This is a genomic window from Coriobacteriia bacterium, from assembly GCA_013334745.1.
Classification (GTDB): Bacteria; Actinomycetota; Coriobacteriia; order Anaerosomatales; family JAAXUF01; genus JAAXWY01.
In genome coordinates, this window is sequence record JAAXWY010000018.1 from 1 (window position 1) to 22,714 (window position 22,714).

Annotated in this window: 26 protein-coding genes and 2 riboswitches; of the genes, 5 read left to right on the forward strand and 21 right to left on the reverse strand. The window is 66.4% G+C overall.

The window, feature by feature from the left end:
• Window positions 1-89: 89 nt before the first annotated feature.
• The 3 genes from HGB10_06100 to cysK form a co-directional block, all read right to left on the reverse strand.
• Complete coding sequence (locus tag HGB10_06100; GenBank protein ID NTU71372.1) at window positions 90-1,298, reverse strand: branched-chain amino acid ABC transporter substrate-binding protein; 1,209 nt, start codon at window positions 1,296-1,298, stop codon at window positions 90-92.
• 228 nt (window positions 1,299-1,526) lie between these two features.
• Window positions 1,527-1,943: an Rrf2 family transcriptional regulator gene (locus HGB10_06105; GenBank protein NTU71373.1), complete on the reverse strand. Its 417-nt coding sequence runs from the start codon at window positions 1,941-1,943 to the stop codon at window positions 1,527-1,529.
• Between the two features lie 2 nt (window positions 1,944-1,945).
• Window positions 1,946-2,902 carry a cysteine synthase A gene (gene cysK, locus HGB10_06110; protein NTU71374.1) on the reverse strand — a complete coding sequence of 319 codons (957 nt, stop codon included), beginning with the start codon at window positions 2,900-2,902 and terminating at the stop codon, window positions 1,946-1,948.
• A gap of 193 nt (window positions 2,903-3,095) precedes the next feature.
• Between cysK and HGB10_06115 the strand changes: the two genes are divergently transcribed.
• Window positions 3,096-3,311 (forward strand): hypothetical protein, encoded by a 216-nt coding sequence (locus HGB10_06115; protein NTU71375.1) that lies wholly within the window; start codon window positions 3,096-3,098, stop codon window positions 3,309-3,311.
• On the opposite strand, the gene HGB10_06120 is transcribed toward HGB10_06115, so the two are convergent.
• The 8 genes from HGB10_06120 to HGB10_06155 form a co-directional block, all read right to left on the reverse strand.
• Entirely contained in the window at window positions 3,286-3,717 is a 432-nt protein-coding gene (locus tag HGB10_06120; GenBank protein NTU71376.1) for a hypothetical protein, read from the reverse strand. The genes HGB10_06115 and HGB10_06120 overlap by 26 nt on opposite strands.
• Before the next feature lie 62 nt (window positions 3,718-3,779).
• Window positions 3,780-5,003, reverse strand: a complete 1,224-nt coding sequence (locus HGB10_06125) for an FtsX-like permease family protein (GenBank protein NTU71377.1) — start codon at window positions 5,001-5,003, stop codon at window positions 3,780-3,782.
• Window positions 5,000-5,695, reverse strand: coding sequence for an ABC transporter ATP-binding protein (locus HGB10_06130; GenBank protein ID NTU71378.1), 696 nt, complete (start codon window positions 5,693-5,695; stop codon window positions 5,000-5,002). Before HGB10_06130 ends, HGB10_06125 begins: the two co-directional genes overlap by 4 nt.
• Window positions 5,695-7,098 (reverse strand): HlyD family efflux transporter periplasmic adaptor subunit, encoded by a 1,404-nt coding sequence (locus HGB10_06135; GenBank protein NTU71379.1) that lies wholly within the window; start codon window positions 7,096-7,098, stop codon window positions 5,695-5,697. Before HGB10_06135 ends, HGB10_06130 begins: the two co-directional genes overlap by 1 nt.
• A 178-nt stretch (window positions 7,099-7,276) precedes the next feature.
• Window positions 7,277-7,957: a response regulator transcription factor gene (locus HGB10_06140; GenBank protein NTU71380.1), complete on the reverse strand. Its 681-nt coding sequence runs from the start codon at window positions 7,955-7,957 to the stop codon at window positions 7,277-7,279.
• Window positions 7,958-9,217, reverse strand: coding sequence for a sensor histidine kinase (locus HGB10_06145; protein NTU71381.1), 1,260 nt, complete (start codon window positions 9,215-9,217; stop codon window positions 7,958-7,960).
• Between the two features lie 93 nt (window positions 9,218-9,310).
• Window positions 9,311-9,994 (reverse strand): Rieske 2Fe-2S domain-containing protein, encoded by a 684-nt coding sequence (locus HGB10_06150; GenBank protein NTU71382.1) that lies wholly within the window; start codon window positions 9,992-9,994, stop codon window positions 9,311-9,313.
• A gap of 7 nt (window positions 9,995-10,001) precedes the next feature.
• Window positions 10,002-10,247, reverse strand: a complete 246-nt coding sequence (locus tag HGB10_06155; GenBank protein ID NTU71383.1) for a glutaredoxin family protein — start codon at window positions 10,245-10,247, stop codon at window positions 10,002-10,004.
• A gap of 141 nt (window positions 10,248-10,388) precedes the next feature.
• Here HGB10_06155 and HGB10_06160 point away from each other — a divergent pair, with 141 nt between their 5' ends.
• Both HGB10_06160 and HGB10_06165 read left to right on the forward strand, forming a co-directional pair.
• On the forward strand, window positions 10,389-11,210 hold the full coding sequence (locus HGB10_06160) for an MBL fold metallo-hydrolase (protein NTU71384.1): 822 nt from the start codon (window positions 10,389-10,391) through the stop codon (window positions 11,208-11,210).
• On the forward strand, window positions 11,207-11,653 hold the full coding sequence (locus HGB10_06165) for a DUF1284 domain-containing protein (GenBank protein ID NTU71385.1): 447 nt from the start codon (window positions 11,207-11,209) through the stop codon (window positions 11,651-11,653). Before HGB10_06160 ends, HGB10_06165 begins: the two co-directional genes overlap by 4 nt.
• On the opposite strand, the gene HGB10_06170 is transcribed toward HGB10_06165, so the two are convergent.
• From HGB10_06170 to HGB10_06205, 8 genes are all read right to left on the reverse strand, one after another.
• On the reverse strand, window positions 11,650-11,853 hold the full coding sequence (locus HGB10_06170; GenBank protein NTU71386.1) for a hypothetical protein: 204 nt from the start codon (window positions 11,851-11,853) through the stop codon (window positions 11,650-11,652). The two genes, HGB10_06165 and HGB10_06170, sit on opposite strands and share 4 nt — an antisense overlap.
• An 86-nt stretch (window positions 11,854-11,939) precedes the next feature.
• A complete protein-coding gene (locus tag HGB10_06175) occupies window positions 11,940-13,202 on the reverse strand; it encodes an ABC transporter ATP-binding protein (GenBank protein NTU71387.1) in 1,263 nt (420 codons plus the stop codon).
• Complete coding sequence (locus HGB10_06180) at window positions 13,199-14,221, reverse strand: iron ABC transporter permease (GenBank protein NTU71388.1); 1,023 nt, start codon at window positions 14,219-14,221, stop codon at window positions 13,199-13,201. The genes HGB10_06175 and HGB10_06180 overlap by 4 nt, the downstream gene beginning before the upstream one ends.
• A 7-nt stretch (window positions 14,222-14,228) precedes the next feature.
• Window positions 14,229-15,200 (reverse strand): ABC transporter substrate-binding protein, encoded by a 972-nt coding sequence (locus HGB10_06185; GenBank protein NTU71389.1) that lies wholly within the window; start codon window positions 15,198-15,200, stop codon window positions 14,229-14,231.
• A gap of 159 nt (window positions 15,201-15,359) precedes the next feature.
• Window positions 15,360-15,513: riboswitch (cobalamin riboswitch) on the reverse strand.
• Window positions 15,514-15,634: 121 nt separating this feature from the next.
• Window positions 15,635-16,465: an anaerobic ribonucleoside-triphosphate reductase activating protein gene (locus HGB10_06190; protein NTU71390.1), complete on the reverse strand. Its 831-nt coding sequence runs from the start codon at window positions 16,463-16,465 to the stop codon at window positions 15,635-15,637.
• 72 nt (window positions 16,466-16,537) lie between these two features.
• A complete protein-coding gene (locus HGB10_06195; protein ID NTU71391.1) occupies window positions 16,538-18,562 on the reverse strand; it encodes a ribonucleoside triphosphate reductase in 2,025 nt (674 codons plus the stop codon).
• Window positions 18,563-18,658: 96 nt separating this feature from the next.
• Window positions 18,659-18,869: riboswitch (cobalamin riboswitch) on the reverse strand.
• A gap of 68 nt (window positions 18,870-18,937) precedes the next feature.
• Window positions 18,938-19,510: a hypothetical protein gene (locus HGB10_06200; GenBank protein NTU71392.1), complete on the reverse strand. Its 573-nt coding sequence runs from the start codon at window positions 19,508-19,510 to the stop codon at window positions 18,938-18,940.
• A gap of 77 nt (window positions 19,511-19,587) precedes the next feature.
• Window positions 19,588-20,295, reverse strand: coding sequence for a hypothetical protein (locus HGB10_06205; protein ID NTU71393.1), 708 nt, complete (start codon window positions 20,293-20,295; stop codon window positions 19,588-19,590).
• A 133-nt stretch (window positions 20,296-20,428) separates the two neighbouring features.
• Here HGB10_06205 and HGB10_06210 point away from each other — a divergent pair, with 133 nt between their 5' ends.
• Window positions 20,429-20,881 carry an Lrp/AsnC family transcriptional regulator gene (locus HGB10_06210; GenBank protein NTU71394.1) on the forward strand — a complete coding sequence of 151 codons (453 nt, stop codon included), beginning with the start codon at window positions 20,429-20,431 and terminating at the stop codon, window positions 20,879-20,881.
• Between the two features lie 261 nt (window positions 20,882-21,142).
• Here HGB10_06210 and HGB10_06215 read toward each other — a convergent pair whose 3' ends face one another.
• A complete protein-coding gene (locus HGB10_06215) occupies window positions 21,143-21,517 on the reverse strand; it encodes a CrcB family protein (protein ID NTU71395.1) in 375 nt (124 codons plus the stop codon).
• A 115-nt stretch (window positions 21,518-21,632) separates the two neighbouring features.
• Here HGB10_06215 and HGB10_06220 point away from each other — a divergent pair, with 115 nt between their 5' ends.
• On the forward strand, window positions 21,633-22,103 hold the full coding sequence (locus tag HGB10_06220) for a hypothetical protein (GenBank protein ID NTU71396.1): 471 nt from the start codon (window positions 21,633-21,635) through the stop codon (window positions 22,101-22,103).
• Here the strand turns inward: HGB10_06220 and HGB10_06225 are convergent.
• Window positions 22,100-22,672 carry a DUF4126 domain-containing protein gene (locus tag HGB10_06225; protein NTU71397.1) on the reverse strand — a complete coding sequence of 191 codons (573 nt, stop codon included), beginning with the start codon at window positions 22,670-22,672 and terminating at the stop codon, window positions 22,100-22,102. The genes HGB10_06220 and HGB10_06225 overlap by 4 nt on opposite strands.
• Between the last annotated feature and the right edge of the window lie 42 nt (window positions 22,673-22,714).

Consider the following 22,714-nt stretch of genomic DNA (forward strand, 5'->3'; position numbering starts at 1 on the left):
CCGTCACCGGACATGGAATCCGGGCGGGCACCGCAGGGTGCCCGCCCGGACCGTGTCCTTAGAAGACCAGGACGGTCATGCCCTACTGCTTACTGGGGCGTGGCCTTCGTGGTCCACTTGCCACCCTCTACGACGTACAGGCTGATCGCCTTGTTCGTCGTGTCACCGGTGGCGTCGAAGGCGATCTCGCCGGTGACGCCGGTGGTCTTGGTGGCAGCAACAGCGGCGATGATGGCGTCGCGACCCTCGGGGGTGGCGACAGCAGCAGCGCCCTTCTCCTTGGCGACAGCAAGGACGGCCTCGATGATGACGTTCGTGGCGTCATAGGCGTAGGCGTCGTATGCGGCGATCTCGTCGCTCGGGAAGGCAGCCTTGTAGGCGGCCGAGAACTCCTGGCCCTTCGGCAGCTTGTCGATCGGGAGACCGACGGAGGTGGCGAAGTCGCCCTCAGCGGCAGCCTCGCCGGCGAGGTTGATGAACTCGGCGTCGTAGAGACCGTCGCCGCCCATCAGCGGGGCCTTCAGGCCGGCTTCCTTGGCCTGCTTGGCGAGGAGCGCGCCGGCGTTGTAGATGCCGCCGTAGTAGATCAGCTCAGGGCTGGTGCCCTTGATCTTGGTGACCAGAGCGTTGAAGTCCTTGTCCTGGTCGGAGGTCTTCTGACGGCCGAGGATCTTGCCGCCCTTGGCCTCGAACTCCTTGGCGAACTCATCGGCCAGACCGGTGCCGTACGGGGTCGAGTCATCGACGACGTAGGCGGTCTTGAAGCCGAGGAGATCAAACGCGTAGTCGGCAGCAGCCGGACCCTGGACCGCGTCGGTGGTGCAGACGCGGAAGACGTTCGTGAGGCCCTGCTGGGTGAGTGCCGGGTTGGTCGACGCAGGCGAGATCTGAACGATCTTCTTCTGCGCGTAGACCTTCGAAGCCGGGATCGAAACGCCCGAGTTCAGGTGACCCATGACGCCAACGAGCGTCGGGTCGGAAGCGAACGTGTTCGCAACGGTAACGCCGGTCTTCGGGTCGCCCTGATCGTCACCCTCGACGGTCTTGAACGTGATACCGGCGGCCTTGGCGGCCTCGCCCTTGTTGGCCTCGTCGACGGCCAGGTTGGCACCGCGTGCCATACCCTTGCCAAGAGCGACTGCGCCGGCGGTCAGCGGAGCGCCGATACCGATCGTGATGGTCTTCGCCTCGGTGCCACCGGTCGTACCGCCGGTCGTACCGCCGCCACCGCAACCGGTGGCGATCATCGCAAGCGCAACCAGCGCAGCGACGACGGCGAGCACGAGCTTCTTGCTCACCTTCATAGTTCCTCCCTTGCTCCCTGGACAGAATCCCTTGCGATGCTTGCCGAAGTCCTATTTGAGGACGCCGACATCCGCGGCCATCCCACCGCAGGACCCTCGGAGTGTATCAGAACGCCGAGGAATGCAACCACCTGCTCGCTGCATATTGAGAGCGAGAAGGGTGAGTGGTTCGCGTGCGCGAGATATATGTATTGGATACATGCGAATCCCCGTCCGGATGTATCAAATCCAGTACATACTCGCGGCAGAGCCATCGAGTTCCCGCTGCCGTTTTGCAAGATCCTCGAGTGTCACGCCTTGTAGATGGCGCCCCAGCTCATCGGCCGCCTCCTGCCAGAGTGCTGAGGCAGCCGAGCCAGTGACTCGCGGAACGTCGAGTACCTCACCTTGTACGGCGCGGACAATATCGAATACCGATACATCCTTACTCGGTCTTGCCAATGCACACCCACCACTCGCACCACGACGGCAGTTGACGATCCCTGCTCGCGACAGAGCGGTAATCTGCTGCTCAACGAAGCGTCGCGGTAGCCCGAGGTGGTCCGCCAGCTCGCCCGCGGCGATGAACTCGCCGGGCGGCTGGAGAGCCAGGAGCACGAGAGCCCGTACCGCATAATCCAGACTCTGCGGAACGCGCATCGTTAGCCCAACTCCTCCCACAGCTTCGTCGACAGGTAGCGCTCTCCCGTTGACGGGGCGACGGTGACGATGAGCTTGCCGGCGAACTCCGGACGAGCGGCGAGCCGCAGAGCGGCGGTGACGTTCGCACCGCTCGAGATGCCCACCAGAAGGCCCTCTTCGGCGGCCATGCGCCGTGCGGTTGCGATCGCGTCGTCGCCAACCACCTGCTCCACGCCGTCGAGGACATCGAGGTCCAGCACACCGGGGATGAAGTTCGCGCCGATGCCCTGGATGAGGTGCGGACCGGGGGTGAGGTCTTGCCCGGCTCGCTTCTGCGTGATGATGGGCGACTCGGCCGGCTCGACTGCGATTGCGAGCGCCTCCGGGAAGCGCTCCTTGAGGTAGCGGCCCGCACCGGAGATCGTGCCGCCGGTGCCGACGCCTGCGACGAACGCACCGAGCTGCGCGTCGCCGATGGCCTCGGCGATCTCAGGCCCGGTGGTCGCGTAGTGAGCGCGAGGGTTGGCCGGGTTGTCGAACTGACCCGCAATCCATGCATCGGGAGTGGAAGCTGCGAGTTCCTCGGCGGCTTCGACGGCACCCTTCATACCCTTGGCCTTGTCGGTGAGAACGAGCTCAGCGCCGAACGCCTTGAGGAGCTTGCGGCGTTCGATGGACATCGACTCGGGCATGGTGAGGACGACGCGGTAGCCGCGCGCGGCACCGACGAGCGCCAGAGCGATGCCGGTGTTGCCGCTTGTCGGCTCGACGATGACGGTCTTGCCGGGGGTGATCACGCCGCGCTGCTCGGCGTCGTCGATCATGCTCTTGCCGATACGATCCTTGACGGAACCGCCGGGATTGCGCGACTCGAGCTTGACCGCGACGGTGCCCGGAAGACCTTCCGAGAGCTTGTTGAGGTAGACGAGCGGAGTCGCGCCGATGGTCGCGTCGACTGCGGATGCGATGTCAGACATGAGGTGCCTCCTTCGAGTACGCGAACGTGCTTGCTGCGCGATCGTATCACCGAATGGAGACCTGTATACGCACTATTCCGATGCGCAATATGCGTTTCAGGAGGGCCGCACGCACCATCCCGGGAGTCGCACGTCGCATTCGCTTTCGTCTACGCTGTCTTATGAGCGTTGTTGCCAACCCGAAAGGCCTCGCGTGACCCTCGCGTTTTGGGCATGGATCGTCGTAGCCGTCGTCTGCCTGTTGGGTGAGAGCCTGACGGGCGGCGGCTTCACCTGGCCGTGGGCAGTGGGTGGTGCAGTCGCCGCCGGGCTGGAGGCGTGGCAACCCGGTGGTACGTGGCAATGGGTCGCATTCGTAGCGGTCGCCTCCATTCTGACGGTCGTCACGCAGCGCCTTCGTCGTCGCTGACCGGTTCGCCAGGGGCGTCCACCGGCTCGTCGCCCCGAGACGCAGCCGTGCCCCGCACCTCACGGACCGCCAGTTGTTGCTTCAGGCGGTCGACTTCGCGCAATGCGGGCCACTCGGTGAACGCCGCCCACAACACAACACCCAGGTTCACGACGGGGACGAGCATGAGCAGCGCAACGGCCGGAGTGAGACCCGCCTTGCTCAGAAACCGCCAGAGCGCGACTGCGAGCACGACATAGGTCAGGACGAGCAGCGCGATGCCGATGATGCCGCCCCACGGGCCGAGGAACATGAGGCCGCTTCGACCTCCCGGAGCCCCACCAGGACCGCCGGGAAACCCGCTCGGAGGTCCGCCGAGCTGCGCTGTGCCTGCCCCGCCCTGCTGAGCCGCTTGTGTTCCGTCCACTGTCGCCTCCTTTCCGAGGCCGCACCACAGGCCGCCTCGGTTGGTGCTTGGATGATGGGTGCCTACTGGTAGCGCAGCGCTTCGATGGGATCGAGCTTCGCTGCACGACGCGCGGGGTAGTAGCCGAACACGATGCCGATCGCCGTCGACACGCCCACGGCGATTCCGACCGAGAGCAGACTCACTTCGGCGTTGTAGCTGGAGAACGAAGTGATGGCGAAGGCGATCAGCCAACCGAGCACGATGCCGATCACGCCGCCGAGCATGGTGAGCGCGACCGCCTCGGCGAGAAACTGCGAGGTGAGGTCGGAGCGCGTCGCCCCGAGCGCCTTGCGAAGGCCGATCTCGCGAATGCGCTCCGTCACCGTGGTCAGCATCATGTTCATGATCCCGATGCCGCCGACCACGAGTGAGATCCCGGCGATCGACCCGAGAAGCAGCGTCAGCGTCGTGGTCACCGTCGACAGCGTCGAAGCTATGTCCTCTTGGTTCATGATCCGAAAGTCGGCACTGCCCGACTCCGAGATGCCGTGGCGGGCAAGCAGCAGCTCATCCATGTCGGCCTCGACCTGCGTCATGACGTCCTGGCTTTCAGCCTCGACGTAGATCGTGCTCACGCCGGTCGACTTCGAAAGGTGCTGCTGGAAGGTGTCGAATGGGATGTAGACGGCCTCGTCCTGATTCGTCATCCCGCTGCCGCCCTTGCTTTCGGTCACGCCGATGACCGTGAACGGCTGGGCGTTGACCCGCATCTTCTGGCCGATCGCTGCGTCAACCGAGCCGAAGAGCGTCTCGGCGGTTGTCGGACCGAGCACGGCCACGCGCGCGCCGGTGTCCTCCTGGTCGGTTGTGAACCAGCTGCCGTTTGAGACGGTCACGCTGCGGATGAGCGGGTAGTCGGCGGTCGTTCCTGTGACGCTCACGTTGGTGTTGCTCGCCTCGGCGGATGCCTGATACGAGCTTTGCGTCGTCTGAGCGACGCGCTTGACGCCCGCGACCTGCGTACGGATCGCTTCGACGTCCTTGAGCGTCAACGAGTTGGTGTTGGCACCTGCGCCGCCGCCGCCGATCTGCCGGCTCTCCTGACCGCCGGGAGAGACGGTCAGCAGGTTCGCCCCCATCGATGAGATGTTCGACTCGATCGAGGCCTTGGTGCCCTGTCCGAACGCCACCATGACGATGACCGACGTTATGCCGACCACGATGCCGAGCACCGTCAGGAACGATCGAGCCTTGTTGGCCGTAAGCGACAGGAACGTCTCGGCCATGAGGTCTTTGAGTCTCATCGGTGCCCCACCCCCACTTCGTCGGTGATGAGGCCGTCACGGATGTGGATGGTGCGATCCGCGTTCTCGGCAACCTCGGGCTCATGCGTAATGAGCACGATCGTGCGGCCCTCGTCTCGCAGGCGTTTGAAGGTGGCGAGGATGTGATCGCCTGTGACGGTATCGAGGTTGCCGGTGGGCTCGTCCGCGAGAATGAGCGCCGGCTCGTTGATGAGCGCGCGGGCGATGGCGACGCGTTGCATCTGCCCGCCCGAGAGCTGGTTGGAGCTCTTGTAGTGCAGCTCGGGAGCCAGACCCGCGGCTTCGAGGGCCCTCAGCGCCTTGCCCTCGCGTTCCTTCTCGGGGGTGCGTGCGTAGACGAGCGGCAGCATGACGTTTCGCATGACGGTGGCACGGGGCAACAGGTTGAACGACTGGAACACGAACCCGATCTCGCGGGCCCTGGCCTCGGCAAGCTCGACCTCATCGAGCGAGGACACGTCCACGCCTCGGATGAGGTAACTGCCGGCGGTCGGCGTATCAAGCAGGCCGAGCAGGTTCATCAGCGTCGACTTGCCCGATCCCGAGGGACCCATGATGGCAAGGAACTCGCCTTCCTGGACCTCGAGCGAGACGCCCTTGAGAGCGGCCGTATAGGTGTCTCCGGTGACGTAGGTCTTCACCACGTCCTGGACTTCGATGATGGCGCCCATCAGTTGCCCGGCCCGCCCGAGGGAGGCGTGCCCCCGGCGCCCGGCCCGCCCATCATGAACCCGCCCGACCGGCTGCTCGATGAGCTCGAGGAGCTCGACGAAGTGGCGCTGCTCGTCGATCCGGTCACGACGACGGCGCCATCCGACAGGCCGGTGAGGATCTGTACCGACGAATCGTCGCTGATGCCCGTCGTGACGGTCTTGTTGCTCGTCTGACCACCAGCCCCGACGACTACAACGTACTTCTCGCCGTTGTTCGACTTCACCGCGGTACTCGGCACGACGAGCGCGTCCTTCGCGACCACTGTTGCGATGTCAGCCGTAGCGGTCATGTCGGGCTTCAGCCGCGCCTCAACGGAATCGAGCGTGAGCCGCACGGTGTAGTTGACGACCCCCGAGGAGCTCGTGCCGTTCGGTGAAATCGACTTGACCACGCCCTCGAAGGTGAGGTTCGAGACCGCGTCGAAGGTAACCGTCGCTGTCTGGTCGATGGCGACTGTCGTGATGTCGGCCTCGCTCACTGCGACCTCGACCTCGAGGCTGCCCATGTCGGAGATGGTGATCGAGGAGCCCGAGTCGCTCGCCGAGGAGGTCGAGGAGCCCGTCGCACCCGCAGCCGAGGAGCTCGACGATCCGCTCGGGGAACTGCTCGTCGAGCCCGCGCTCACGTCAGAACCGACCGAGAGCGGCATCGCCGTGATGACGCCATCGATGGGAGCCGTGACCACGGTGTCGTTCGTGCTGTCGACCGCGGCGTTGTACGACTCCTGCGACGAGGAGTAGCTCGCGGATGCGGCATCCACGCCGATCTGAGCGGTCGTGACCGCCGTCTTCGCACTCGTCACGCCCTTCTTGGCGCTGGTCAGCTGCCGTTCTGCGATCTCGATCTTGTCGGCGAGTCCCGGTGTCGTCGCAGGCTGGCTGCGCAGGTCGTCGAGGTTCTGCTGTGCCTGGATCTTCGCCGTGTTCGCGGCGTACAGGTCGTTGCTTGCGCGCGTCTTGCTCGACTTGGCCGAGGAGAGACTCTGCTTGGACTGAAGCAGCGAGGCCTTCGCCTGCAGCCGCTGCGTTTCAACGTCATCGCTCGAGATGGTGTAGAGCCGGTCACCCGCGGTCACCGTCTCGCCGAGACTCACGTAGAGCTTCTCGACGGTACCGCTGATCTGCGGGTTGACTGTCACAGCATCGGCGACGACCGCGGTACCTGTGCCTGAGACCAGGACTTGCAGTGTCGTGCGCTCAGCCGTCGCGGTCGCGTAGCTCGAGGTCGTGGATGCCTTCGGGCGCAGGAGCGCAAACGCTGCGGTCGCAGCGACAACAACCGCGAGTCCCACCGCGACGGCGATCATCCAGCGCGAGGTGCGCTTGCGGGCGGCCGTACGCGGCGCCGCTTCCGCGTTCATCGGGCACCTCCGGGAGATGCGATCGGATGGCCGATCGGTAGTCGTGAACTGCGCGCGCTCATGGTGCCTCCTCGGTACGGTGTGTTCGCACCTTCAAGGCTAGGCATCCCGCGTCAGCGATTCGTCATGCTGGGGGAGTGAGTTCGCATACTCCCTCGGGAGTACGCGCCGAGGTCGTCTAGTCGCCCAAGATTCCCGGGGTGACGAGCCCGCTCTCGTAGGCCATGGCCACGAGCTGGGCGCGATCACGAGCGTCGAGCTTCATCATCACGCGGCTGACGTGTGTCTTGGCCGTGGCCGGGCTGATGAAGAGTTCGGCGGCTATCTCGGCGTTCGACATCCCACGCGCGACCAGCGACAGCACCTGAACTTCGCGCTCCGTCAGCACCTCAAGCTGCGCGACACTCGCCCTCGAAGGCGAGGGGCGGTGCGAGAACTCGGCGATCAGTCGGCGGGTGACGGAGGGCGCAAGCAGCGCATCCCCGCTCGCCACGACACGGATGCCGTCGAGCAGAGCGTCGGGCTCGGTGTCCTTGAGAAGAAAGCCGCTGGCGCCGGCGCGCAGCGCGTCATAGACGTACTCGTCGAGATCGAAGGTGGTCAGGATCAGCACGCGCGTGGCGGCTGTGGCAGGGTCGGACGCGATCTCGCGCGTGGCCTCGATGCCGTCCTTGGCAGGCATGCGGATGTCCATCAACACCACATCGGGCGAAAGCTCGCGGACGAGCCGAAGCGCCTCTACCCCATCGGACGCTTCTCCCACTACCTCGAGATCGGCGGCCGACTCGACGAGCACCCGAAAGCCCCCGCGCACGAGCGCTTGGTCATCGGCGACGAGCACTCTGATCCGGTCGCCCATTTACGCTCGCCCACCTCTCGACGTGATCGGGAGCATCGCGGCCACACGGAAACCGCCTTCCGAGCGGGGACCCGCCTCAAACGTGCCTCCGAGTGCCAGTGCGCGCTCGCGCATGCCGGCAAGCCCGTGACCTGCAGATACCTCTGCAGACGCCCCAACCCCGCTGTCTGCGACTTCGATGGTGAGGTCATCACCCACTCGACGCACCCGCACCGTGACAGCGCACGGACCCGCGTGGCGTACCACGTTGGTGAGCGCCTCCTGCACGATGCGGTATGCCGACGCGTCAACGAGCGCGGGCAGCTCGTCGAGTGACTCGGCGACGTCGAGCGCGACCTCGACCCCCGCGTCGCGCATCGGCGCCGCGAGATCCCCGAGCCGTGCCAGGCCGGGCGTCGGCGCCAGCGGCGCACCGGCATCGTCTTCCGAGCGCAGCACGCCGAGCATCGCCCGAAGCTCGTCGAGCGCTTCTTTGCTCGTCCGGCGTATCGCGTCGAGCGAGCGCCTCGCCTCGGCAGGGTTGGTGTCGATGACGTGTGCTGCGGCACCCGACTGCACGGCGATGATGGAAAGGGAGTGCGCCGTGACGTCGTGCAACTCGCGCGCGATGCGCAGCCGCTCTTCGTCGACGCGCCGGCGAGCCTCTTCGTCGCGGGTGCGCTCAGCCTCGACCGCGCGCTGCTCGACCTCGGCGACGTACGCACGCCGGTTGCGGGTGGCATCCCCGAGCGCTGCGGCGACCGCAACCATCGAGATGATGCGTACCGCGTCGGCCCAGAACGTCGTGCTCGTGTAGTGCGGCAGTGAGATCGCAAGCTGAGCCGTGGCCGTGAGGCATGCGGCGGCGACAAGAGTCTTGCGGGACCGCTCCGTACCCACCGTATAGAGCGCGATCAGCGGCGCGAGGAACACCAGCGAGGGCGGACCGGGAATGAGGTCGTTGGCGGCGGTGATTCCGGTGACCACGGCAAGCACGGCAAGGGGGAACCTGCGGCGGTAGGCAAGCGGCAGGAAGGCGATCGCCGAGAGCACGACCGCCCACGGGGAGAGCTCGGGCCGTGCGAGCCTGAGTGTCTCGGCTCCCTGGGTCTTGAACTGCTCGGCCCCCGGATCGCCTCCGCCGAACCCGCCACCGCGGATCACGATCGGCGCGCGAAGCATGAGGAACGTGGCGCTCACGACCGCGCCCGTCACGGCGCCGATCGAGTCGCGCGCCGTCGCGGAGAGGCTGCCCCACGAGAATCGTCTGCTGGTGTTCATGACCCGATAGTACCTACCCGCTCGCCCGCACGCATTCGCCCACGGGCGTACGCCCCGATACCACCGCAGAGGTACGAGTCGCCTGCGCGCACGCTACGCTTTCGCGCGGCCGAGTGGCACCGCCACGAAGACGACCCCGTCGCGAACTGACGCAGGAAACGTGGCGACGTCGGCGTTGGGATGATCGGTGCTGCCGTCTCGGACGTCATATCGCCAACCATGCCAAGGACACATCACGTGATAGCCGTCGACGAACCCCTCGGACAGCGGACCGAACGCGTGGCGGCACAGATTCGACAGAGCGAACACCTCGTCGCCCACGCGGACGACGGCGATGTCGCGCTTGCCGATCTTGAAGTGGCGCGGCGTCGAAGCCGACAGGTCGTCGAGGCGGCATACCGGAACCTGCACGAGCGTACCCGGCTCGACCTCCTCGAGCACGCCGATGAGGTCTGCCCCGTCCTCGATCTCGCTCAAGATGAACAGCCCACACCAGCACTTGCTGATTGCGGCGAACTCGTCCCGGAAGAACGGGATGCACGGACACACTATCTGCGCGTCTTCCTTGGGGTCACCACTGCGCACCCGACACGGGCAGTAGACGTCGCCGTCACGCTCGAGAATCTCTATCTCGCTTGCGAGCACCTCGTCCACGAAGTCGGTCTCGGTGTTGAACTTGTAGCCGAGACGCTCGGCGAACGGCCCCATGTACGCCTTGAGGTCATCGATGGTCGTGTCGGCGGAGAACACCCTGCGAATCGGCTTGTCAGGTGACATGACCGACCTACAGCTCGAGGACTTGGGCCATGCGACCCTTGTTAAAGCCCACGACCACTTGGCCGTTGGCGTCGAGGACAGGGAACGACTTGCCACCGGACAGCCGAACGACCTCGGCTACCGCGGCGTCCTTCTCGTCACCTTCGAGGAGATCGACTTCAGTGATCTCGTACTCGATCTCGTGCTCATCCAGATACTTCTTGGTCATACGGCAGTACGGGCAGGTCGAGAGTGCGTATAGATGGATTGCCATTCCAGCTCCTTGCTCCGGGCCGTAGTCGCAGTGAATAACTTTGAGCTACCCCAAGGCGACCCGAGTTGACGTTGCTCAGTGTATTCCCAAATCCTGCGCGTGGCCGACAGAAGTGTCGTAGACGCGGTGTACACTGCCCGCATGCCTGATACCTGCCGACTTCGCGTGGTGTTTCTGGGCTCCGGTTCGTCGGGCAATGCCACGGCCGTGAGTGACGGTGAAACGACGCTCCTCATCGACTGCGGATTCTCCGCCCGCGAAGTCTCGCGTCGCATGACGCTTGCCGGGCTTATCGCCGACGACGTGAGTGCGATCCTGCTCACGCACGAGCACTTGGACCACCTGCGAGGCGTCGACGTCTTCGCGCGGCGGCACGCCTGCGCGGTCCATGCCACCCGCGGTACACGCATGGCGGCCGGCCTCGATCATCTTCCCGGCGAGGTCGTCACCGTCGTCGCCGGTGAGCCGATCCGCATCGGCACGCTGTCAGTCGTCCCCTTTCGCACCTCGCATGACTCCGCCGAGCCGGTCGGCTACCTCATCGAGAGCGACGCGGGCGAGCGGTTCGGGCTCGCGACTGACACCGGCGTCCTTACCGCAGAAGCCGCCGAGGCACTCTCAGACGTCGACATTCTCGGCATCGAAAGCAACCATGACCTGCTCATGCTCGAGCAAGGACCCTACCCGGCGTTTCTCAAGCGCCGCATCCGCTCCGCCGAGGGGCACCTGTCTAACCCCGATGCCGCCGACGCGCTGGAGCGCCTAGCATCGGGCCGTCTGCGCAGGGTGTTCGCGCTCCACCGCTCGGATACCAACAACACACCTTCACTGGCCAAGCGCGCCCTCGTTGCACGACTGACTGCGATCGATCTCGGCGTGCCTGTCGAAGTGGCGCCGCAGCACGAACCGCTCGACGCCAACCCGCCGCAAGGTGCGTTGTTCGATGGCGGCGGTGCCGAGTGAGCCCGTTGCGAGTTCCGCGCCTGCGCGGCCATCACCTCATCTGCCTGCAGTTCTTTCGAGGAGAAGGCTACTCCGAGGAGTTCGTCGCGAACTTGGGTGGCGTCGTCGAGCGCGCAAGCTCAGGACGAGCGCTTGTCGTCGCGGGCGCTGACGTCGTCTGCGCGGCGTGCCCCGAGCTCGGCGCCGATGGCCTGTGTACGAGCGAGGACGCCGGCGGCGAGGCGGAGATTGCGCGCATCGACGCGCTCGCGCTCGATATCCTGGGAGTGAACGTGGGCGAGCGCATCTCCCTGCCCGAGGCGCGCGATCGGCTGGAAGACGATGCGATCGGCGTCGGCACGTGGCGCGCGCAGGCGTGCGACGGCTGCGCGTGGGAGCGTGTATGTGAGCCCGGCTGGGGCGCGATGCTCGCAGCAGCCGAGCGGGCTGCACGAAGGCCCTAGCTCAGGCCCTTCTTGCGTGTGTGTGCCTTACCGCCAACGATGAGGCGATTGTTACGGGACTGCCGCTGCACCTCTGCTTGAGCGGCCATCTGAAGCTTCTGCGCCTCGCGCTCGCGCTGCTTCTCCAGCGACCGGTCACTCTCGCGAGCGGCGCCCTCTCCCCCGTCAGGGCCGAACGGCCAGTGGCTCTTCTCTGGCATGGGCTCTCCCTCCATCACGCCCGCGATTGCGGGACGTATGTAGTAGGTACCCACGCCATCACAGGGAGCTCACGCCGTAGGTGCAATCAGCCGAGAAGCGCGGCTTGGGCCGAGGTGTCGTCCGCGACGCTCACCGCTCCGGCTGCGACCGCCTCGCGCCACAGCGCCTCTGCACTGCCGCCGGTGAAGTCGCGACCCTGGATGGCCCCGACGAGTACGACTCGGCGTCCCGCGCGTGCCGCTTCGGCTGCGGCCGACAGGTTCGCGAGGTTGCCGTGGCCGAACGGCACCTCGCAGACGACAACCGCTTCGGCGGCAAGGGCCGCGGCGGCGGACCGCTCGGCGGCGGCGGCGTCCATCGGCGCGAACGGCGGAATCGCGACGTAGGGAACCGCGAGCGCCTCGGCCGCGATCTGATCGGCGTCGCCCGCATTGAGCGCGCCCGCGCTCACACGCCAGCCGGCGAGCACGAGCCGGCGCATCAGCGGCGCTGCCGCGCCCGAGCCTCCTACGACGAAGACGCTGCCGCGGTCCTGCGATGCGACCGCACCCTCGCGCAACAGCGGCGTGACGCTCACCGAGCCGGTCACGGGGTCCGTCGCGACCACGGCCCGCACGCCGAAGACCTCACGCAACGACGCCGCCGTGATCGCTCGCTCGGGAGTGACGCCCTCGCTGACTTCGCCCTCTGCCACGACCGCGATTCGATCGGAGTAGCGCGCCGCGAGATCGAGGTCGTGGAAGACCACGAGTACGCCGATGCCCTTCTCGGCGGCGAGTTGGCGCACGAGATCGAGCACCTGGAGCCGATGGTTCAGGTCGAGGTGGCTCACGGGTTCGTCGAGCAGCAGGACGCGTGGCTGCTGCGCGAGGGCCTGCGCGAGAGCGAGGCGTTGCAGGTCGCCTCCGGAGAGCTCGTCGGTGGCGCGCTCGGCCAAGCGTGCGGTGTCGGTGAGCTCAAGCGCCTCGGCGACGACCGCACGGTCGACTTCGCCGGGGGCCGCGAAGCGCGCAACGTGTGCGTGGCGGCCCATCTCGACGAACTCGCGGGCGGGCAGCGCGAACGCCGCGGTGACTTGCTGGGGCACGACGCCCACGAGCCGAGCGCGATCGCGCGCGGACAGCACGCGAGCGTCGGCGCCTGCGATCTCGATGGAGCCGGCCAGTAGATCGGCGTCGCCGGTGACGACGCGCAGCAGCGTCGACTTGCCAGCCCCATTGGGGCCGACAAGGCCGACGACTTCACCGGCGTGCAGCTCCAGCGACACATCGGAGACGACGGGGTCGCTTGCGTAGCCAACGGTCGCCGCGCAGAAGGCGAGCAGCACGCTGTCGCGCTCAGTGCTCATCGGCCGGCCCTCCCCCGCACGAGCAGCCAGATGAAGAACGGCCCGCCGAGCACCGCGGTCACGATGCCGACCGGTATCTCGATGGGCCGGATGATGGTGCGAGCGACGAGGTCGGCAAGCACAAGCGCGATCGCGCCGGCGAAGAACGACGCCGGAAGCAGCTTTCGGTGGTCGGGCCCGATCACGATCCGCACCATGTGGGGGACCATGAGGCCTACGAAGCCGATGAGCCCCGCGACGGAGACGGCCGCGGCCGTGAGTAGCGAGGCGGATGCGAGCGTGAGCAGCTTGAAGCGCTCGACCGACAGGCCGAGATGGCCCGCGCGTTCGTCGCCGAGCAACATGAGGTTGAGCTCGCGAGTGGTGGCGAGCGGGACCACGATGCCGAGCGCGAACATCGGCGCGACCATCGCAACGTACGGCCACGACGCCGCCGAGAACCCGCCCATCATCCAGTAGACGATCGACGCCATCTGCTCGCGGGCGACCACCATGAGAAACGACGTCACAGCAGCGAGTGTGTAGGACAGCGCGACACCGGCGAGCAAGAGCGACGTCGGGTCGAGCCGGCCTCGGCGGGTGGCGAGGCGCACGACAAGCAACATCGTGAGGGTGGCGCCGACAAATGCGGCGAGCGGGACAGCGGCGAACCGCAGCGCGGTCGCCGTGGCGGTGGCGACGATCGCAGCCATCGCGCCGAGCCCGGCACCGCTCGAGATGCCGAGGATGTAGGGGTCGGCGAGCGGGTTGCGAAACAGCGCCTGGTAGAGCGCCCCGGCGCCGGCGAGCGATGCCCCGACGATGGCGGCCAACACGACGCGTGGGAGGCGCACGTCAACGATGAGCGTATCGGCGAGCCCACCACCGCCGCCCCGCAACGCACCGGCGATCGCGGCGATGACGTCGCCGACCGGCACCGAGACAGCGCCGAACGCCACCCCCGCGACCATCGCCACCGGAAAGCCGATGACGAGGGCCGCGAGGACGAGCGCTGGGCGGGTGTCTCGGCGAGGGTTCATCCGGTGACTACTGGCCCGTCGGTGCTGTGTCGGGGTGCAGGAACGATGCGATCTGCTTCAACCCTTCGACGACGCGAGGTCCTGGACGAGAGACGAGATTGTCGTCGAGTACGAAGACGCGGTCGGCCTTGACCGCCGAGAGCTTCGAGAAGCCGGCACGCTTCGCCAGCTCTGCGGGATTGCTCATCGAGCCCTTGGTCGCGAGGTACACGTCGGGATCGGCCTTGATGACCTGCTCGCTGGAGTATGCGACGTACCCGTCCTGGGTGACCACGCTCTTCCCGCCGGCCAGCGTGACCAGCTCGTCGATGAGGGTGCCTTTGCCCGCCGTGAACAGCGGGTTCTGCGCGATCTCGACGAATGCGGTAACGGGCGTGGCCGAGGAAACGGCGTCCTGAACCGCAGCGACCTCATCCTTCATGTCGGCCACGAGGGTCGCGGCCTTCTCGGATGTTCCGGTGGCCTTGCCCACGCGCTCGATGTCGGCGTAGACGCCCGCCAAGTTCTGCGGGTCGATCGCGATGACCGTTGCGCCGAGCGACTCGAGCTTCTTGATCGCGTCGGCTTGAACGCCGGTGGTGGCGAGCACGAGGTCCGGGTCGGCCGCGGCGATCGCCTCGAAGTTGGGCGTCGTGAAGTCGCCGACCTTCGCGATGTCCTTCACCTCAGCCGGGTAGTCGTCGTAGGTGGTCACGCCAACGATGCGATCGCCGAGTCCGAGGGCGAACGCAATCTCGGTGTTGGCCGGCGCAAGCGAGACGATCCGCTGTGGCTCGGCATCGATGGTCACTGACTTGCCGGCGTCGTCTGTGATCGTCACGGGAAACGCCGGTGCTACTGCGGGGGCTTCGGGTGCTGCGGGGGCCGCAGGCTGTGCGGCACAGCCGCTGAGTGCGATGAGCGCGGCGACGGCGAGCAGCGCGAGCGCCACCGTGCGAGTAGCGCGGATCCGTGCGTGTCGTGCATTCGTGCGGGACATGCATCCTCCTTGCGTCGGGGCTGACATGACGCGTCCCGCATACAACGAAACCCGCCGCCTCATCGTGCAGGCGAGCGGGCTTCAGGTTTCAGCGGAGCGGTTCGGGGAGCCCTGGCGAGAGTCGCCGAGACACCGCGAGCCGGCCTCTATCCTCGAAGGCCGCGTCGCGCATCACTCGGCAGGTCTCCTGACTTCGCGCCGCATCTTCGCGGTCGCTCACAGTGGCGGGTACCGTCCCGGATTCGCACCGGGTTCCCTATTCTCCCGTCGGCCGCGTGCATGACCGTCGGGCACCGAATGACGCCTGTTCAGTTGTGAACGGTGCGAGTCTAGTCGAGTCGAGCGTGCGGGCGCCAGCGTCGCAGGTCATGGCGTCGCGGGCGGGGTCGGGCGCGCCGCAAGCGGCGGACGGGCGGCGCTCGGTGCGCGGTGCGCTACTCGCGGATCTCGACGGCGAGCGGGCCGCTCGCGAGTGCCTCGGGCAGGACGAATCGCTCCCGCGGGGCCGCGAGCAGCGCCTCGTCGTCGCAGCCCTGCGGCCTGAACGGCTGCAGCACCCAGCTTGCTGCGCCACACGCGGTGAGCTCTTCAGCCATCCGAACCAGAGCCGCGTCGTCGAGCAGCACGGAGTGCACCGTCGTGCGCACCTCGAATGGCACGCCGCTGGCGATGAGCGCCTCGAAGCTTTCGCGGGCGGACTCGCCGCTGCCTGCCACCCCGGTGACGCGTTCGTAGTCGGCGAAGGGAGCCTTGAAGTCGAAGCCGACCCAGTCCACCAGCGGAAGCACCTCGCGCATGCGCTCCGGCAACGGCCCGCCCGTGTGAAGTCCCACGCGGAAGCCGAGTTCGCGCACTTCGCTCATCGCACCAGCGAGCGCGCTCTGGGCGAGCGGCTCGCCGCCCGTGAACACGACGCCATCAAGCAGGCCGACGCGCCCCCGCAGCAGTAGGAGCACGTCGTCCCAGGTGAAGCCATCCCCCTCCGCAACGGCGGCAGTGCCGCCGCCGCGAAGGTGGGAGTTGTGGCAGTACGGGCAGAGCCACGGGCAGCCGCGCGTGAACACGGTGGCCACAAGCTCGCCGGGCCAGTCGACGCTCGAGAGCGGCGACAGTCCCCCGACCCGCAGATCAGTTGAGCTCGGCACGGTCCTCGGTGAAGCAGACGCGCTCGGCGAACTCGCCCTTCTTGCCGGCGTTGAAGGACTGGACCGGGCGGTGGTAGCCCATGACGCGGGTCCACACCTCACACGGCTGACGCTCCTCATCGGCGAGGACGGGCTGGGTCATAAGCTCCGGAGCAGTGGTGTCATCGTTCATCGGATGTCCCCTTCCTTTCACTAACAGCAGGTTGTCGCTTCGAGGCGCTTGCGGTCGAGCAGCTCCTCGTCGCACTTCGGGCAGTACTCGTGCTCGCCCTCGAGGTACCCATGGACCGGGCAGACCGAGAACGTGGGCGTGATGGTGATGTAGGGCAGGCGGAAGTTCTCAAGTGAGCGCTTCACGAGCTTCTTGCAGGCGTCCGCCGATGAGACGCGCTCGCCCATGTAGAGGTGCAGCACGGTGCCGCCGGTGTACTTGCGCTGCAGTTCCTCTTGGCGGGTGAGGGCCTCGAACGGGTCGTCGGTGAAGCCGGCGGGCAGTTGCGAGGAGTTGGTGTAGTACGGGTTGTCCTCGGTACCGGCCTGGATGATGTCGGGGTAGCGCTTGCGGTCTTCGCGCGCGAAGCGGTAGGTCGTCCCCTCGGCCGGCGTGGCCTCGAGGTTGTAAAGATGCCCGGTCTCCTCCTGGAAGCGCACGATCTGCTCGCGCACGTGGTCGAGGAAGCGGATGGCAAGCGCGTGCCCTTCCGGCGTGGTGATGTCGTGCGCATCACCTGTGAAGTTGCGGACCATCTCGTTGATACCGTTGACGCCGATCGTCGAGAAGTGGTTGCGCAAGGTGCCGAGGTAGCGCTTGGTGTACGGGAAGAGCCCGTTGTCGATGTGGTGCTGGATGACCTTGCGCTTGAGCTCGAGTGAGGTGCGCGAAAGCTCGAGCAGCGTGTCGAGCGCGGCGTACAGCGCGGTCTCGTTGCCGGCGTACAGGTGGCCGAGGCGTGCGCAGTTGACGGTCACGACGCCGAGCGAGCCAGTCTGCTCGGCGGAACCGAAGAGGCCGTTGCCGCGCTTGAGCAGCTCGGTGAGATCGAGCTGCAGGCGGCAGCACATCGAGCGGACCATGTTTGGCTTGAGCTCGGAGTTGAGGAAGTTCTGGAAGTAGGGCAGGCCGTACTTCGCCGTCATCTCGAACAGAAGCGTGGCGTTCTCGGACTCCCAGGGGAACTCGGGCGTGATGTTGTAGGTGGGAATCGGGAAGGTGAAGACGCGTCCGAGCGCATCGCCCTCTGTCATGACCTCGATGTAGGCGCGGTTAATCATGTCCATCTCGGCCTGCAGCTCGCCGTAGGTGAACTCCTGCGTCACGCCGCCGATGACCGGGTACTCACCCGCGAGGTCCTCGGGGCACGTCCAGTCGAATGTGAGATTGGTGAACGGCGTCTGGGTGCCCCAACGCGATGGCACGTTGAGGTTGTAGACGAGCTCCTGGATCGACTGGCGCACCGAGTCGTAGTCGAGGTTGTCCTTGCGGACGAACGCCGCCATGTAGGTGTCGAAGCTCGAGAACGCCTGCGCGCCCGCCCACTCGTTTTGTAGCGTGCCGAGGAAGTTCACGATCTGTCCCACGGCGCTCGAGAGGTGCTTGGGGGGGCCGGACTCGACTTTGCCCGGCACGCCGTTGAGGCCCTCGGTGAGGAGCGTGCGAAGCGACCAGCCGGCGCAGTAGCCAGCGAGCATATCGAGGTCGTGGATGTGGACGTCACCGTCGCGGTGCGCCGCGCCGACCTCCCGCGGATAGACGTGGGAGAGCCAGTAGTTGGCGACGACCTTGCCTGAGACGTTGAGGATGAGCCCGCCAAGCGAGTAGCCCTGATTGGCGTTGGCGTTGACGCGCCAGTCTGCGCGCGACAGGTACTCGTTCATCGAGCTTTCGACCTCGACGACGGTGCGCTTGTCTTCGCGAAGGCGTGCGCGCTGCTCGCGGTAGACGATGTAGGCACGGGCCGTCGCGAAGTGGTTGGCGCTGATGAGTACCTGCTCGACGACGTCTTGAATCTGCTCGATGTGCGGAGGCGCATCGACGAATCGGTGCGCGAGCACCTTGAACGCCTGCTTGGCGAGCAGATCGGCCTCTTCGCCGTCGAACTCGTTGGTCGCCTTGCCCGCGCGCTCGATAGCCGAGCGGATCTTCTCCAGCTCAAACGGCGCGAGTTGACCCCCGCGCGTGATAATCCCTGATGGTGCTGAAACGCCCTGCGCCGACATGCCGTCCTCCTCCTCGCGGTGTGTCATGAGGCGGCCGGCGCGGGAGACGATTCGAATCCCCTCAAGCGAGCCACCGGGACACCCCGCCCTGGTGATACCACTCCTGTGTGACACGGCAGGTCTACTGGCTCGTGAGTCGACGCCTATTCGTCGGCCTTCCCGGCGTGACAGCGCCAGTGGCATGGTTGACGCATAGGCTCTTCACTTACAGTTGCGGGGACAGCGCCGGCGTTGCAGCCCGTGCGCACCGGCTTCCCTCTTAGCACCAGATATGGTGGTCTGGCGAACCGTGGTACAGCATATGGTATGCGTTCGACGGCCGAAGTCAATGCCGAAACCGCTGGCAATCGCTGGGATTCGGGGAACGGCCGCGGCCTAGAAGAGCTGGCCGATGGCCTCGCTCGCGGCGGCAGCGCCATGCTCAGCGAGAAAGTCCTCTGCGCTCAGATAGATGACCGGAGACAAGGACACGCCGAGCAGCTCGAGCGCGTCGAGAAGCGCGTCGAGCACGATCCGATGATGCGCGAACACACCGATCATCTCGGGTTCGAGCCGGTAGCTCCCGGCAGGTCCAAGAGGCATGCGCGCCGCAGGGGTGTGCACGAAGATGCCCTCGCAGGTCTTGCCGCGACCGGCGAACTCCAGGCCGAAGACGCCGTGGTTGCTCTCGAAGCGGCGCCGATACGAGTGGCCCGTGTCTTCATAGTCGCCCGCGCGAGCAAGCAGCTCGAGGTCTTCCCCGGCACGAAACGGTGCCTCAGGCAGCTCGAAGAGCACTTCGCGCAGGTTGGCGAGCATGAGTAGATCGGCGTCGGGAATCACGCCTCTGAGCAGCGAGAACGAGACGATCGCGTCCACATCGGACTCGGCGGAAAGCAGCGCGGTGACCTGCTCGACATCGGCGGGCGACGAAGCGACCGCGTGCATCGCTCGGCGGGTGTCAGGCACCGTACCGCCACCTCTCGCTCGGAATCAGGTCATGCCTGACTCATCGGCAGACCGCGCCAGAAGCGGAGTGACCCTCGTCACACCTCGGGCGAGTCCCCCACGGAATCGGCGACAGCGGGCTTCTGGGGGCCGACGAACCCGCGCACCAGCCACGCCCCGATGAGCATGACCGCGAACCACGCCGCAACGATGCCGAAGAAGGGCCCCTTGATCTCCCATCCCGAGTTCAAGACCGGGCTATCGGGGTGAAGGGCGCGCTTGGCGGGATCGAGGAAGATGTCGGAGAGAAGAAAGGCTGCGATGACCACAAAGGTCACGTCTGCGATGGCCTTCTGGAAGCGTGTCTCGAGCACGAGCCAGTCGAGCAGCAGCACGATTCCGACGCCGAGCAGCAGCACGAACTGCGCGGTGAGGCGCGGATCCTGGCGAGCGACGACGAGCGGCGACTGGCTCGAGCCGGTGAAGTCCCAGGCGCTCATCGCCGCGACGAAGCCCATCACGCTGTTGAGCGCCCAGAGCGGCATGGCCACCGCGCGCAGCCCCACGACCCAGCCGTAGAGCCGATCGTTGCGGCGGATCAGGAAGATCACGGCGACGATGCCGAGCAGCAGGAACAGCATCAGGTCCACCCACGTGGACGCCCCGTGGAAGATCGGGAGCTTGACCTTGGAACCCAGGCCGATGACCTCGGGGAGGTTGAGTACGAGGACGAGAACGACCACGGAGAGCGCAGCCATCGCGCCAAGCGCACCGAAGACGATCTTGCGAGAGGGCTTGTCGGGCATGCGAACTCCTTGAGGCTACGGTCGATCGGTCACGCCGTAGTCTATCGCACGCGCGTCACGCGTTGGTTCGCCTGCGCGGAATCGTAAGTGCTGCGCTAGGATGGCAGTCGCATTGCATGGCACCCGCCCTGCGATGCCTGCGAAAGGAGTGACATTGGACGACATCGACCGCAAACTCATTTCCGGGCTGCAAGACGACGCCCGCTGCAGTTACGCCGAGCTTGGACGCCAGATCGGACTGTCCGCACCGGCGGTCGCCGAGCGGATGCGACGCCTCGAGGCGTCGGGAATCGTCACCGGATATCACGCGAGCATCGACCTGAAGAAGGCCGGCTTCGGGATCGTCGCGTTCGTGCGGCTTTCCTCGCCGCCAGACCTAGCGCCCCAACTCGAACGGCTCGCCACCGAGACTCCGGAGGTCCTCGAGTTCGACCGGGTGACCGGCACCGAGGGCTACGTCATGAAGCTCGCGGTGACATCCATCGAGCACCTGGAGCGGATCGTGGTGAAGTTCCTCCCCTACGGGCAGACGACCACGTCAATCGTGCTGTCCTCGCCCGTTACGTGGCGCAAGGTGCCGGTCTGACGGGAAGCGGCGCGACGCGCTGGCAGGAGCACAACCACGCTGTCGCAGAAAAGGTCCGGAAATACCGCACCGCCCGTCCGGCAAGGCGTTCGTGCTTGGGGTCACGAGGCCATTTGCTGCAGGTACGGGCGGCGCTGGGTATGGGGGGTAGCTCGCGCTCTCGCTGGAGCTAGGCGTTATCTTGGCGGAGCTTTCGCCTCAATGCAAGGGGTTTTATCCACAATTTCTGTGACCTTCATCACACCCTGTGACCTGCGGTTATCAGATCATCTTGCCGACTGTGACTCCGGCCCACGCAGCCACCAGGCCCGCGACGCCGCTCCCGAACATGTTCGCGAGACCAGCCGTCGCATGCCCGCCCGTTATAAGCTCAAGCGACTCGTACGACAGCGCCGAGAAGGTCGTGAACCCGCCGAGGATGCCGGTGACCAGAAACAGCCGCCATGCGGCCCCGGGCTCCATCCCAGCCCAGGGAAGAGCGATCAGCACCCCGATGAGGAATGCGCCGGCAACGTTGACCGTCACGGTTTGCCAGGGAAACCCGATCGCCGATCGCCCGGCGAGCGCGACGTTGATGAGATGTCGAAGCGCAGCGCCGATGGCGCCACCGGCCGCAACGTAGGCGACTTCCTTCATCAAGCGCCATCTCCTCAGCATCGCTCTGGCATCACGCGTGCTCGCACGGCGCCAGTGTACTGTCGCGACGACCGCCGGCGCTACAGTCGAGGCGAACCAGGGCGGAGGATGCGAGATGCAGGAGAGCACGCAACACAGCGAGCCGACCCATGAGGCGGCCCATCCGTCAATCGGTCCAGTGTTGGGCGTACTCGCAGCCGTACTCATCGGCGGCATGTCCATCTGGCATCTTGCCGCCACTTCGGCGCATCGAGCGAGCACACAGACGGGAATCACCGCCCGAGCCCGATACGAACGGGCCTTCGTCGCATCCGCCCTCGAGCCCTTCGACCCACGCTTCTCGGCTCGTGAAGCGCTCGTGGCGTCGTGGCTTCGTGCCCAGACGCTGCTCGCAGCCGGCGACTACAACGCTGCGATGCACACGCTGGAGAGCATCGTCGGCAGGACGCACGCCGAGCCCGACCTGCTCTTGCTCTATCGGGAGGCGCAGGCCACTCAGACCGCAGAGACGAACCGCAAGGCGCACCTTCAGCACGGCCACGAAGGGCCGGGAGGCACCCTCACGCCGGGCGACATCGAGCGCTAAGGAGCGGGGGCCTCGATGCGGGTCCGAGCTCTCCGTTCCCTCCAGCGTCTGATCATCCAGACAACCACGATCACGCCTACGACTACGACGATAGCGGCGATGATGGGTGCGGCGATAGCCATGACCGACAGTCCAACGGCACCGACATCCTCAACCGTCGACGCGACGGGGGCGCCCGCGCCGCCGGTCACGCCGTTGATCAGTGGGCGAGCCGACGCCTTGACCGCGTGTACGCCGCCCGCGATGATCACGCCGGCCGCGAGCATCAGCCACGGCTGAATCGAGCCCTCACCGGATGCCGCAACGGCCAGGAGTCCACCTGCCGCTGGACGAACGATCGTCTGGATGGCGTCGTTGACGTGGTCGACCGCGGGGACCTTGTCGGCGACGAGCTCGACGATGAGGAGCACCGACACGAGCGCGATGAACCACCAATCGCCCATGTGCGCGTAGGGACCGGAGAGGTTCACCCACCCGACGCGCTGGGCGATCGCCACGGCCAGAACCGGGATGTAGGCGTTCAGCCCTGCCGGGGCAGCAAGCGTGATGCCTGTGAGTAGGTCCACGATAACCTCCGGAATCGGCCGCGCTCATCGGGGAGCCCGAGCGTT

Coding starts and splice junctions, on each gene's coding strand:
- HGB10_06150 (NTU71382.1), bottom strand. CDS start 9,994: ATGTCACCTGACAAGCCGATTCGCAGGGTGTTCTCCGCCGACACGACC.
- HGB10_06140 (NTU71380.1), bottom strand. CDS start 7,957: ATGGGCGACCGGATCAGAGTGCTCGTCGCCGATGACCAAGCGCTCGTG.
- HGB10_06145 (NTU71381.1), bottom strand. CDS start 9,217: ATGAACACCAGCAGACGATTCTCGTGGGGCAGCCTCTCCGCGACGGCG.
- HGB10_06130 (NTU71378.1), bottom strand. CDS start 5,695: ATGGGCGCCATCATCGAAGTCCAGGACGTGGTGAAGACCTACGTCACC.
- HGB10_06205 (NTU71393.1), bottom strand. CDS start 20,295: ATGCCCGACAAGCCCTCTCGCAAGATCGTCTTCGGTGCGCTTGGCGCG.
- HGB10_06220 (NTU71396.1), top strand. CDS start 21,633: ATGCAGGAGAGCACGCAACACAGCGAGCCGACCCATGAGGCGGCCCAT.
- HGB10_06125 (NTU71377.1), bottom strand. CDS start 5,003: ATGAGACTCAAAGACCTCATGGCCGAGACGTTCCTGTCGCTTACGGCC.
- HGB10_06155 (NTU71383.1), bottom strand. CDS start 10,247: ATGGCAATCCATCTATACGCACTCTCGACCTGCCCGTACTGCCGTATG.
- HGB10_06195 (NTU71391.1), bottom strand. CDS start 18,562: ATGTCGGCGCAGGGCGTTTCAGCACCATCAGGGATTATCACGCGCGGG.
- HGB10_06170 (NTU71386.1), bottom strand. CDS start 11,853: ATGCCAGAGAAGAGCCACTGGCCGTTCGGCCCTGACGGGGGAGAGGGC.
- HGB10_06135 (NTU71379.1), bottom strand. CDS start 7,098: ATGAACGCGGAAGCGGCGCCGCGTACGGCCGCCCGCAAGCGCACCTCG.
- HGB10_06180 (NTU71388.1), bottom strand. CDS start 14,221: ATGAACCCTCGCCGAGACACCCGCCCAGCGCTCGTCCTCGCGGCCCTC.
- HGB10_06160 (NTU71384.1), top strand. CDS start 10,389: ATGCCTGATACCTGCCGACTTCGCGTGGTGTTTCTGGGCTCCGGTTCG.
- cysK (NTU71374.1), bottom strand. CDS start 2,902: ATGTCTGACATCGCATCCGCAGTCGACGCGACCATCGGCGCGACTCCG.
- HGB10_06185 (NTU71389.1), bottom strand. CDS start 15,200: ATGTCCCGCACGAATGCACGACACGCACGGATCCGCGCTACTCGCACG.
- HGB10_06190 (NTU71390.1), bottom strand. CDS start 16,465: ATGAGGAGCGTCAGCCGTGTGAGGTGTGGACCCGCGTCATGGGCTACC.
- HGB10_06175 (NTU71387.1), bottom strand. CDS start 13,202: ATGAGCACTGAGCGCGACAGCGTGCTGCTCGCCTTCTGCGCGGCGACC.
- HGB10_06215 (NTU71395.1), bottom strand. CDS start 21,517: ATGAAGGAAGTCGCCTACGTTGCGGCCGGTGGCGCCATCGGCGCTGCG.
- HGB10_06210 (NTU71394.1), top strand. CDS start 20,429: ATGCCTGCGAAAGGAGTGACATTGGACGACATCGACCGCAAACTCATT.
- HGB10_06105 (NTU71373.1), bottom strand. CDS start 1,943: ATGCGCGTTCCGCAGAGTCTGGATTATGCGGTACGGGCTCTCGTGCTC.